This is a genomic window from Aestuariibaculum marinum (assembly GCF_014596975.1).
GTDB classification, from domain to species: domain Bacteria; phylum Bacteroidota; class Bacteroidia; order Flavobacteriales; family Flavobacteriaceae; genus Aestuariibaculum; species Aestuariibaculum marinum.
Genome location: NZ_JACVXD010000001.1, coordinates 328640 through 341142, shown reverse-complemented (window position 1 = coordinate 341142; position 12503 = coordinate 328640). Strand labels below are relative to the sequence as shown.

The window sequence follows — 12503 nt, the reverse complement described above, 5'->3', positions numbered from 1 at the left end:
CATGAGTATTAAAGCTTCCGAACTAATATTAAATCCTGATGGCAGTGTTTATCACTTAAATTTGAAACCAGAAAATATAGCTCAAACCATAATTTTAGTAGGTGATCAGGATCGGGTTGAAAAAGTTTCGAAACATTTCGACGCTATTGAGTTCAAAACTCAAAAGCGCGAATTTAAAACCCATACCGGAACACTAAATGACAAACGGATTACAGTTGTTTCAACAGGTATTGGACCTGATAATATTGATATTGTTTTAAATGAATTGGACGCATTGGTTAATATCGATTTAGAAACACGCTCTCCCAAAGAAGAGTTAACATCTCTAAATATCATTCGAATTGGAACTTCAGGAGCATTGCAGTCATCAATTCCTGTAGACAGCTTTGTCTTAAGCTCCGCGGGTTTAGATATTAACGGTATGCTCCACTCCTATTGTATAGAACGCATTTGTAATCCCGATTATGAAGACGCTTTTATAAAACATACCGGCTGGAATTTAAACAAAGCAAAACCCATTTTAGTAAAAAATAGTCAAGCTTTAGAAAACATACTAATTGAAGATCATATCTTTAAAGGTGTAACACTAACTGCTGGTGGCTTTTACGGGCCACAGGGACGTGTTTTACGCCTTCCAGTTCAAGATCCGGATCTAAATAAAAAAATAGACAGTTTTAGTTTTCAGGGAATGACAGTGACAAATCTTGAAATGGAGACGTCTGCAATTTATGGGTTATCCAAACTTTTAGGACATCATGCTGTGTCGTTAAATGCCATTATTGCCAACCGAGCCACCGGAGATTTTAGTAAAAATCCTTCCGAAACGATAGAAAAACTCATAACTTATACACTAAATAAAATTACCATTTAAAAGAGAAGGATTCATGAAGAAAGTTACTATTGGTGGCGTGCCGGAACATTTTAATTTACCTTGGTATTTAACATTAAAGAATGGTGAACACAAGCAAAAGGGTATCAATCTGCGTTGGAAGGATTATCCGGGTGGCACAGGTGCCATGTGTAAAGCGTTACGTGAAAAAGAAATTGATATTGCCATAATCCTTACAGAAGGTATTATTAAAGATATTATTGAAGGAAACCCTAGCAAAATTGTGCAAACTTTTGTTCAGAGTCCTTTAAACTGGGGAATTCATGTTGCTCATCATTCACCTTACAAAACAGTTAAAGATTTAAAAGGAACCAAAGCTGCAATAAGTCGTTATGGTTCAGGATCACATTTAATGGCCTATATCAATGCTGAAAACCATCATTGGGATATAGAAAACGATTTAAATTTTGAAGTTATAAAAGATTTAGATGGCGCCATTGAAGGCCTCACTAATGGTTCTGCCGATTATTTCATGTGGGAAAAATTCACCACCAAACCCATTGTCGACCGGGGTATTTTCAGAAATATTGGCAACTGCCCTACACCCTGGCCATGTTTTGTAATTGCAGTTCGTGAAGATTTTATTGAAAATAATAAAGAGGATCTAAAAACCATTCTAAACATTATCAACACTACTACAGCTGATTTTAAATCTATTCCAAATATAGATAAAACCATAGCCAATCGTTACGAACAGGAACTGGAAGATGTTAGAGAATGGTTAAGTATCACCGAATGGTCTCAAAGTTTAATTGATGAGGAAACTATTATGAATACTCAAAAAGAACTTCATACTTTGAATATTATTTCTGGGGTTGTCAATTACGATAGATTAACTTACAAATTATAAACCCGCGCCAATCAACTTCTTTTAATCTAATAATTAAACACTTAGACTATAATAAATTAACATCTGGTATTTTTTTTCATAAATTTAATAAAGCCTAAACTTATTTATTTATGAAAAAAACTACTATTGATTTAATTCAAGTTACCTTGTTATTTTGCTGCCAAATACTTTTTTCACAAGCCCCTCCTGCGAATGATTTATGTTCTGGAGCAATTGCCCTAACTGTAGACCCCAATGGAGGCTGTACTTATGAAACTGTTACCTTTAATGGTTATGAGACAGATTCCGGTATAACCAATCCGGATTGTGCTAATTATGTTGGAGACGATATTTGGTTTTCCGCTGTTGTTCCATCAACTGGAGCTATAACCATTGAAACCAATAAAGACAGCTTCTCAGGACCTACCAGTATTGATAATGGTGGCATGGCTATCTATACCGGAGATTGTAACAATCTGGTGCTTTATGAATGTAATGACGATGGTAATTCTACCTTGGCTCCATTCGAAAAAATAACATTTTCGGGAACTATTGGAGAAACCATCTACATAAGACTTTGGCAAAACAACGTTCTAGACAATGCCGGAACACACAGAATATGTGCATATGCCGTAGAACCACCTCTGGAGGCGACCAACGATAATTGCGACACAGCTATACAACTTACATTAAACACCTCATGCTCTCCCATAATTGGCTCGAATTTCAGAGCTACTAACTCTGGTGTTGCTGTTTCAAATTGTGGGAATGGGAACGACGATGTATGGTTTAAAATTGTATTAGACGATACTAAAGATTATGATATAGCCATAGAAACCTATGAGGACACTGATAACTCAATAACCGATGCGGTTATGGCGGTTTATTCTGAAAATGAATCCGGTAACTGTACAGCTGGTTTATCAGAAATCACCTGTGATGATGATAGCGGAATAATAACCAATGAAAATTTTGAGCGCATTGAACTGTTTGGACGTCGAAACGAAACTATTTTTGTTAGAATATGGTCGCTTGATAATTTAGAAACCGGAACATTTAATATATGTGCCACAGACATTTCCAGTCTTGATGACAAAGATTTTTTATCTCAGGATTTTGTCTTATTTCCAAATCCCGCACAATCTTCGGTGAACTTGAAGTTTAAGTCTGGAACAAACAATAATCTTGATATTAGCATTTATAACATTCAAGGGAAATTAGTATTGAGGACACAAAAAATAATTGAAAACAGCCATTTACAATTGGATGTTTCAAACTTATCTCATGGATTTTATTTCCTGAAAGTATACGATGGTTTACATACAATGTCTAAAAAGCTAATTATAAAATAAGCTATACCAACAAAGGCTACTTTTCAGTAGCCTTTGTTGGTATTAAACATCTTTTTTAAAATTTAATCATTTGTCTTATCGTAAATTCACTGGTTTCAGAATTACTTATTTTAATTAAATACATGCCCTGCTGAAATATATGAAGGTTATTAATTTCAATTTGGTGATTGTGACTTTGAACACGCTTACTTAACACCGCTCTGCCATTTAAATCATAAATGATTACCTCAAAACTCGTGTATGTATAATGTTGTGGTATTTGAATAAAAATGTCTGCGTTAAACGGATTGGGCTGTATTGCTAAATGGTTTAACGCATTTGTATTTAAGCTTAAACTTTCACACCCGTCTGGTATATTATTGTTATTAGTATCGACCGCATCGTCAAAACCAGGACATACATCCACGCAGTCGGCAACACCATCTCCATCGGTATCGGTGAAACCTTCATCTATTTGTCCGTCACTATTATTATCTATCCCATCACAAATTTCGGTAGCATCAGGATTAACATCTGGGTCTGCGTCATCAGAATCACCACTAAAAGCAGAAAATCCTGTTGGGGCAATAATTGCACATATATCAGCTGTTTGAGCAGAACCATAACCATCACCATCATTATCCACATAATATGTTATAGGTTCATGAATTGCCGCATTTGTATCGTCGCAATCGGTATTATCAGAAACATAACCATCGGGTTGACTACACGACAAAATGCTAACTGAGCCATCTCCATAACCATCATCATCGGCATCAGCATACCAGGTGCTTTGCCCTGTAACATTTGGGTCATCATCATCTGTAAGTCCGTCGCAATCATTATCTATACCATCACAAATCTCTACTGCTCCGGGGTGTATAGCATCATCGGTATCATCACAATCTAAACTATTAGAAACATAACCGTCTGGCTGACTACACGACAATACGCTAACTGAGCCATCTCCATAAGTATCGCCGTCGGCATCAGCAAACCAGGTGCTTTGCCCTGCAACATTTGGGTCATCATCATCTGTAAGTCCGTCGCAATCATTATCTATATCATCACAAATTTCTATTGCTCCAGGGTGTATAGCATTATTATCATCATCACAATCGGTATTGTTAGTCGAAAATCCGTGAGGTGCAGTTAATTCGCATAATTCGGCTGTTTCGCTTGATCCGTAACCATCCCGGTCATTGTCTACATAATATGTAATAGGTTCATGAATTGCGACATTTGTATCGTCGCAATCTGAACTATTTGACACAAATCCTGTCGGTTGCTCAAGTGCCTGCTGACTTACTTCAGGATTTCCATAACCATCTCCATCGGCATCTTCAAACCATAAATAAATATCGACTCCGTCACAATTTTCATCTACCCCGTTGCTCGGAATCTCTGATGCAGATGGATTAATATCAGGGTCGGTATCATCGCAGTCTGAACTATTTAAAACATAGCCATCCGGTTGATTACAGGAAACCATACTATCTGAGGCATCTCCATAAGTATCGCCATCGCTATCTGCATACCAAAGGGCATCTGGATTTATTGCTGCATCAGTATCATCACAATCTTCACTATTTGACACATAATTGTCGGGGTTAGTGCATTGTGTTATCGTAGTATTGATATCCCCATAACCATCACCATCGCTATCTGCATACCAAAGGGCATCTGGATTTATTGCTGCATCAGTATCATCACAATCTTCACTATTTGACACATAATTGTCGGGTTTAGTGCATTGTGTTATCGTAGTATTGATATCCCCATAACCATCACCATCGCCATCAGCATACCAAAGGGTATCTGGATTTATAGCTGCATCTGTATCATCACAATCTTCACTGTTTGAAACATAATTATTAGGTTTAGTGCATTGTGTTATCGTAGTATTGATATCTCCATAACCATCACCATCGCCATCAGCATACCAAAGAGTACCTGGATTTATAGCTGCATCAGTATCATCACAATCTTCACTGTTTGAAACATAATTGTCGGGTTTAGAGCATTGCGTTAGCGTGCTATTAATATCACCATACCCATCACCATCACCATCGGCATACCAAAGGGTATCTGGATTTATAGCTGAATCAGTATCATCACAATCTGTATTATTTGTGGAAACGCCTGCGGAAGGTGTTAATTCGCATCGCATGACTTCAATGCCTGAGCCGTATCCATCTAAATCATTGTCTTCGTAGTACATAACAGGTTGATAAATGGCAGCATTGGTATCATCGCAATCTACAGTATCGGCATAACCATCACTATCTAAATCTGTGGTTGCCGTTGAGGACCATAATTTTAAATTAAATGTCCTGTCTACCGAAATAGACGTGTTAAAATAATACACTCGAATATAATAGGTATCACCAATGTTTAAATTTGAATAAGTAATTTGCTCGTTTTTTGTTGAGGAATCATCATCACTACATGATATATAAGATAAGCCATTGCAATCTCCTGAATATAAAGTGACAATAAAATCGACACTAGCATTAGGTACAACCAAAATATTTATATCCTGAGTCTGGGCCAAAAATGAATACCAGACATCGTCTCTCGCATTTCCTGTGCTGCCGTTACAGGTTTCAGCATCCACATCTGTTCCTGCACCTCCATTTAAATCTCCCGCAATAGGTGTGGCCTCTGTTTCATTGGCTTTCCCTGTTTCTTCTAAAATTGAAATAGCTCCAGAACAATAATCATTTACAGGAGGTTCTACAGCGTTCGTAACAAATGTAAATGGGCCTAACCATGCGCTTGTATTACCGTCGCCACAATCTGATCTTAAATATAACTGATATGTTAATCCCGCAGTTAAAACATCACCGGAACTATCATTTGTGGTTGGAGCTACGGTAGAACCAGCTATAACTTCAGTTCCGGTTTCAACTTCAAAACCATTTAAACCAATTTCCCAATCATAACCCACAGGTGAGCTACTCGCAGGTGCACTCCATTTAAAATCTATTCTGGTGTCTGATTTATATGTAACATCGTTCGCGGTAACAACAGGCTGATAACATGCTAAAGATGCATTCGTTAAATTTTCTATAGTTGTTTTATGAAAAAATAAATCTGTTCCACACACATTATCAGTACTTATATGGACTCTAACCACGGTATATTGCAAATTGGTAGTTGACACTGATGATGTACCTGAGGCGATAACCGTACCGTTGGTGATATCGGTAATTGTAATAAAATCATCTACCGTTCCACTATTATGCGTACTGGTAAACCTATAATCATGCCCTATAATTAATCCTGCTACTTCGGTAAATTCTGAAGTTTCCTGATTTGAAGCAATTTCTTCAACAAAACCACTATTAGGCATTAAGGTTGTGGATGCATTTAACGTGGAGTTGATGCATTGTGCGATGACTGAATGCTGATAAATTATAATTACAAGAAGTAATAAAGTAATTTTTTTCATATACTCATAAGGTTTTACAGGTCTCAAAAAAGCAAAAACAGCACCTTAAGAATCACTAAACAAGCATTTTAAGAAACTCTCTTAAAGTTATTTCAAAAAAAGAAAAGACAATAAGATAATAGATAAAACCTTTAAAACATCGTCGAAATACACACCAAAACAGTGAATATTTCTAAAAATTAAATTGTAATCCATTTTATTTAAGTCTGGTACAATTTTTCTTTAATGATAACTTGTTAATAACTAACCTTGTTTAATTAATTAGTTTTCAGAGATTTAGTTATTTTTGCCCGAAATAAATCTAAAATAGCAGGTGGGATAATGATTGAACGGATAGATTAATAGCATACTTATTTTTAAAATCATACTCATAATCCTACACAAATGTTAATAATACATGTTTTTTATCGATAAAAATTATATTTTATCCGATTAAATGTATTTATTGTTATTTTTATTCCAAATTAAACTATTGATTATGAGAACATTATTACTTGTTGCTGTTTTTTGTTATAGCACACTTACTTTTAGCCAATCACCTTTCGGCCCTAAACAAACCATTAATTCAAACACAGGAGCAACACCTCGGGTGATCGCCTCAGGATTAATAGATAATGATAATTATATCGATATTGTTATTGGAACCTCTTCTGGTAATACCATTGAATGGTATAAAAATAATGGTAATGGTACATTTAGTTTACAGACTCTCGTATCAAGTAATCTTCCTAAAGTTTACGGACTAGCTATTGCCGATTTAGATAAAGATTCTGATAATGATATTGTTGCCACTTCTAATAGCGGAGAACGTTTAGTTTGGTTTCAAAATGATGGTAATGGAAATTTTAGTTCTGAAAAATTAATTTCCAGCGGATTACAGGAAGCATTTACGGTTAAGGTTGCTGATATCGATGGAAATAACACTATGGATGTGGTTGTTTCTGCCCCTGTATCTAACCTTGTTGCCTGGTATTCTAATGATGGTTCAGGTAACTTTGGAAATGCAAATATTATTAGTAGTATTACATCTGGCCCAAGAGATTTCGATCTTGGAGATTACGATAAAGACGGTGATCTCGATATCGTTATTGCTTATAAGTATAATTATGCCGCCAAATTATTTAACAACAATCTATCTCAAACAGGTAGTGTTTCATTTACTGCAGAAGCCAATAATGTTTCCAGTGGTAACCTTTTAATACAGGATATCGCATTTGGAGATGTTGATAATGATGGCTATCTGGAAATTGTTAAATTAAACACCACCACAAACCCTGCTTATTATAAAAAACAGAATGATGGTAGTTTTACAGAAACCATATTAACAACCTCAAATCAATCTCCTTCAGCCACCGCTATAGCAGACATTGATAATGATTCTAAGAAAGATGTCATAGTTGGTTACTCAAGCGGAAATGCTAACGACCAGTTAACCTTATACAAATCTTCGAACCCTTCAAGTGAAACGCTTATTGATGGCTCTCAAAATGATATTTACTCTATTACTGTTAATGATTTTGACAATGATGGCGATTTGGATATCGCAACTATTTCTTTAGCTGAGAATCATTTAAACTGGTTTGAGAACACGACAGTTTCAAAATCATTGAGTGTAAAAAACACAGACGTAACTGCCATTCAAATTTACCCCAATCCATCTAAAAATAAATTAAATTTCAATAATTTTAACGATACTAATTCTAGTATTTCTATCTATGATATATTAGGTCATTTGGTTATGAATACTAGGTTACAAGATAAAAACACTTTGGATGTGTCCACTTTAAACAAGGGGATGTATTTATTAAAATTTAACGAAATAGGGACTGTAATAAAGTTTATAAAAAACTAATGCGATAATTTAAAAACAAAAAAGAGCAGCCTGGTGGCTGCTCTTTCATTTTAATATTTGCTATTTTCTAATGCTTTTGCTTCTTGCTTGAAACAATTTTCTTAACTATGGTACCTTTCGCTGTTGTTAATCTAACCAACAACATCTGGTCGTCTACATGAGATAAATCGAACTTGGTTTGCTCACGAACACCTTTCATATAATTGGTGTTAGCTGCTCTTTTAATTAAAGCGCCTTTCAGATCAAAAATATCGATATTAACATCAGTATCATACTCAAACTTGTAGCTAATATTAACCTCATTTTCATAAGGTACTGGATAGGCTGTAACATCTACTTTAGAGTCTGTTACTTTACCCCAAACAACATCAACTTCACAATCTGCATCAGTACCTCCATTGAAACTACCGTGTTCCATTGGTGATGTTGGAATAAAACTACCTTCAGGAATTTCCTCTCCACAGGCAACGGAATGCGCTATGACATAGAAGCCTCCTGTTGCTGAAATGGTTGCATTATCTGAAGTCCATATATCTGCATGTTCCAGATTGCCAGCAACAAAGGTATACTGACCTGGAGCTACTGTTGGAGTTTCTTTTTTCTCCGGATACATTTCGCAGCCAATATACAAGTGTACTTCATCTAATCCGTAACCTGGCGCCATATCATAAACTACATTTACTTCACCTTCATCGGTAAGTCCTATTTGAGAATATGTAACGGTTGCAGTACCTACATAAGTTCCTTTATTCAAGTCACATTTACCTGCTCCTTGATAAAGTTCTAAAGTATAGGTTCCAAAATCTGAAATAAAGTTGGTCCATCCCCAGCGGCTGAATCCATCAAGACGGAAACATCTGCTTATAGAATCATCAACTTCTCCCTCAGGTGTAATAGCAACCCCAAATGCTGTTCCGCAATCTACTACACAATCCTGAATGGTTACCGTTGTATTACATGTGCTTGAACATAAAGTCACTTTATTTGTAATTTCAACTTCAAGGTAGTAATCTCCTGGTAAAACCCCACTATTCAAGAATACAGGTGTTGGTGACGTTGTATCATCTAAATATGCTGCTCCAGGCCCTGTCCATTCAAAATCATAATCGGCAACATCTCCTGTAGTTGGAGTCACCCAAACATTAATATCTAATGCACCAGGACATTGTGCTGGGTCGTTACCTGCTGTACATGAAGGATTTTCATTTATAGTAATCACTAACTCAGCGTCTTCATAACACTCATTGCTATTGGTTACTCTTGCATAGAAAGTATGTGATCCTACACTTAAATCTCCTGTGGTGGTAACCATCATCGTGCGAGCTATATCGCTATACCAAACAACACTGTCTCCATTTCCAACCTCGGCATCATAATCTGATAATGTCGTATCACTTTGATCCGCATCACAGAACGCATCCGTAGCATCATCTACATCTGGCTGTGCGTAAATGGTAATCACTAACTCAGCGTCTTCATAACACTCATTGCTATTGGTTACTCTTGCATAGAAAGTATGTGATCCTACACTTAAATCTCCTGTGGTGGTAACCATCATCGTGCGAGCTATATCGCTATACCAAACAACACTGTCTCCATTTCCAACCTCGGCATCATAATCTGATAATGTCGTATCACTTTGATCCGCATCACAGAACGCATCCGTAGCATCAGATACCGTAGCCTGCTCATCAATAGTTAAAGTTAATTGCGTATCAACATAACAACCTGTTACATTATTTGTAATTCTTGCATAAAACAAATTATCCCCAAGTGTTAAAATAATATCTCCAATAGTAGTAATAACATCAGCAAGACTTCTAGTTGGTGCCTTGTACCAAGTAACAGAAAAGAGAGAATTGGTTCTCACATTATCATTATAATCACTTAAATCTGTTTCCTCTATATCTTCAATTTCATTTTCACATATTGAAAATGCATGAGGAGTAAATCCAGGAGGTCCACTTATAACAACATCAACCTCATTACTAGTTGCTGTACAGCCACCTAGTCTTGTAACTAAAACTCTGTAAGTTGTTGTTCCAGCTAAAGCTGTGCTTGCCTCGTATGTAGAGGAGGCATTAGGTCCTGGAGCGGAATCCCAAGTACCATTATTATCATATTCCCAAGCATAGCTGTATGTTCCTGGGTCGTCTGGTGTTGTATCAGCTGTTAATATTACCGGATTATCACCTACACATGCAGCTCCCCCAGCAATTTCTACCTTTAATTCCGGTTGATCTCCTAAATCAAAAGGTCCCCCCATATCTTTTAAGGAAGAAGTCCATGAGTGTGAAGATCTAGACTTAACCATTACACTTCCTAAACCGGAATCACAACCTGGCGTAGAACGTGTATCAAAACCTAGAAGGGTTGCATTAACTGCTATTTCAACAAAGGTATCTGTTGGATAATTCATAATTAAATTTCCACCAGAATCTATAGTTCCCCAAGGTGGAGCAGTTGTAGTCCCTGTATTATTAAGTTGGGTGTGTACAGCATCAGGAACTAGTGGTCCTAAATCTTCTCTTAACTTAATTTGGGCATATCCGTAGTTGGCCTCAACAGTTGAGTCGAACGCATTCGTACACGCCGTAAAATTATCATTGGAAATAACAAAATCAAAAGGCCTGTCATTAAGACCATTAAATATAGTCATTGCATTATTATTAGGAAACTCTGTTCTGTCAATCCAAGCCAACAAGGTTACTTCCGCTGTTCTTCCCCCATCTTGATAATCTACAGATAACAATACATCACCATGAGTAAGCACATTACCAGTACCATCAAAAGAGTAGGTACTATGCCCGCAATTAATATTGTTTAGAGGGTCTTCATCAGCCGCATCTTCATAAACTATAGCCCCACCTATAAAGTCTATTTTCTTTCTATAATATTCAAAATCGAGGTGATTACTTCCATCGGCATCTGCAGTTGAAGCTGCTAAAAAAGCATATTCACTATCTGAAACTGTAGGCAAACCAGGCCCTGGATCTGGAGCTCTTCTTAAATGTCCGAAGACATCAATAATATCTGTCTTTGCAGGAACATCTCCTGTTTTAAATGTCCAGGATCTTGGATCATCGAAATTTTTATTTATTGACTGAGCAAATACAGTGGAATCCTGATTATTACCACTTACGTAATTATCTCTTATATAAGCCGCATCAATCCATGTTCCGTTTCCATCAGGCTCAGAATAAAGATCGGCGTTCATCCGTAATTCCGCAGTTTTGTTCAGTCCCGATAAAATTTTATTTACTTCAGGTAAATAGGCCCCAAATTCATCCAAGTACTTTATTACACCTGATCCTTCAGGAGAATCATCATCACTAGTTGTTGTGTTTCCATTAGGAACAGGACCAATCCAGTCATCAGTTCCATCAATAAAACTAGGATCAATAGTAGGATTAGGAATAGATACCGTTGGCCAAAGAGAAATCTCCTGATGATAAGCATCTCCATCTACGCCAAAATCAGCTAAAACTGTAGTTTTAGTATCTACTAAAACCTGCGCTTTCACCGCAGTGACGCTAAACAAAAAAAGCATGAATAAAACCAAGCTCGCGGCCCGTTTTACATGCTTTGTTAACCAACAGCAATAAGCTGTTCGATTAGTAAATCGTTGAGTAAAATTGTTCATTAACATAACAGTAGTTTTAATTAGTAAATATTTTAACACAACAATCGTAAAGTTCAAAACACCCTAACTGTTTGGAACAGTTAAGATCTTTTTTAGAACAGGGTGACATGTGGGCATTTTAATTACCTAACAGTCGTAAATTTTAAACAGATTGAACTAAAAAATAGTTCAAACTATAAAATACATAGAAATTAAGGGCGCTTTACCCAACAAAAGAAAAGTTAAAATAAACCAAAGTAATTATATAACAAATTACTCAAGTAAACTTAATAGTACAAGGATGAAAATAGGGCATTTCAAACTGCTATTAATCAAAATGCGCTTTTAACTATTAAAGAGAATATAATATAAATATGAAAAGAATATGAGAGAATGGGTTATAACAAATATATGTAATAAAATACTGTTAAGCAAGAAGATTTTACCTTAAAATTTATTTTTAGACCATCCGCACATTTAAACGATTAAAAGATTTTTAACAATGTCTTTCATCTCCAAAACCTAA

At 36.1% G+C, this 12503-nt stretch carries 6 protein-coding genes; 4 read left to right on the top strand and 2 right to left on the bottom strand.

What is annotated here, in order from left to right; translation table 11 throughout:
* Window position 1: 1 nt before the first annotated feature.
* The 3 genes from ICJ85_RS01515 to ICJ85_RS01505 all read left to right on the top strand — a co-directional run bounded on the left by ICJ85_RS01515 (window position 2) and on the right by ICJ85_RS01505 (window position 3070).
* Window positions 2–871: a nucleoside phosphorylase gene (locus tag ICJ85_RS01515; RefSeq protein WP_188222001.1), complete on the top strand. Its 870-nt coding sequence runs from the start codon at window positions 2–4 to the stop codon at window positions 869–871.
* A 13-nt stretch (window positions 872–884) separates the two neighbouring features.
* The gene (locus ICJ85_RS01510; RefSeq protein WP_188222000.1) at window positions 885–1739 is read left to right on the top strand and encodes a substrate-binding domain-containing protein; all 855 of its coding nucleotides are present in this window, start codon (window positions 885–887) and stop codon (window positions 1737–1739) included.
* A gap of 110 nt (window positions 1740–1849) precedes the next feature.
* A complete protein-coding gene (locus ICJ85_RS01505) occupies window positions 1850–3070 on the top strand; it encodes a T9SS type A sorting domain-containing protein (RefSeq protein WP_188221999.1) in 1221 nt (406 codons plus the stop codon).
* Between the two features lie 55 nt (window positions 3071–3125).
* Here ICJ85_RS01505 and ICJ85_RS01500 read toward each other — a convergent pair whose 3' ends face one another.
* Complete coding sequence (locus tag ICJ85_RS01500; RefSeq protein ID WP_188221998.1) at window positions 3126–6503, bottom strand: MopE-related protein; 3378 nt, start codon at window positions 6501–6503, stop codon at window positions 3126–3128.
* 478 nt (window positions 6504–6981) lie between these two features.
* Here ICJ85_RS01500 and ICJ85_RS01495 point away from each other — a divergent pair, with 478 nt between their 5' ends.
* Window positions 6982–8355: a T9SS type A sorting domain-containing protein gene (locus tag ICJ85_RS01495; protein ID WP_188221997.1), complete on the top strand. Its 1374-nt coding sequence runs from the start codon at window positions 6982–6984 to the stop codon at window positions 8353–8355.
* A gap of 67 nt (window positions 8356–8422) precedes the next feature.
* Here ICJ85_RS01495 and ICJ85_RS01490 read toward each other — a convergent pair whose 3' ends face one another.
* On the bottom strand, window positions 8423–11905 hold the full coding sequence (locus ICJ85_RS01490; protein WP_188221996.1) for a T9SS type A sorting domain-containing protein: 3483 nt from the start codon (window positions 11903–11905) through the stop codon (window positions 8423–8425).
* Between the last annotated feature and the right edge of the window lie 598 nt (window positions 11906–12503).

Bases quoted from the DNA above. Each gene is read 5' to 3' on its own strand.
- ICJ85_RS01505 (WP_188221999.1), top strand. From the start codon at position 1,850: ATGAAAAAAACTACTATTGATTTAATTCAAGTTACCTTGTTATTTTGC.
- ICJ85_RS01510 (WP_188222000.1), top strand. From the start codon at position 885: ATGAAGAAAGTTACTATTGGTGGCGTGCCGGAACATTTTAATTTACCT.
- ICJ85_RS01490 (WP_188221996.1), bottom strand. From the start codon at position 11,905: ATGCTTTTTTTGTTTAGCGTCACTGCGGTGAAAGCGCAGGTTTTAGTA.
- ICJ85_RS01500 (WP_188221998.1), bottom strand. From the start codon at position 6,503: ATGAAAAAAATTACTTTATTACTTCTTGTAATTATAATTTATCAGCAT.
- ICJ85_RS01495 (WP_188221997.1), top strand. From the start codon at position 6,982: ATGAGAACATTATTACTTGTTGCTGTTTTTTGTTATAGCACACTTACT.
- ICJ85_RS01515 (WP_188222001.1), top strand. From the start codon at position 2: ATGAGTATTAAAGCTTCCGAACTAATATTAAATCCTGATGGCAGTGTT.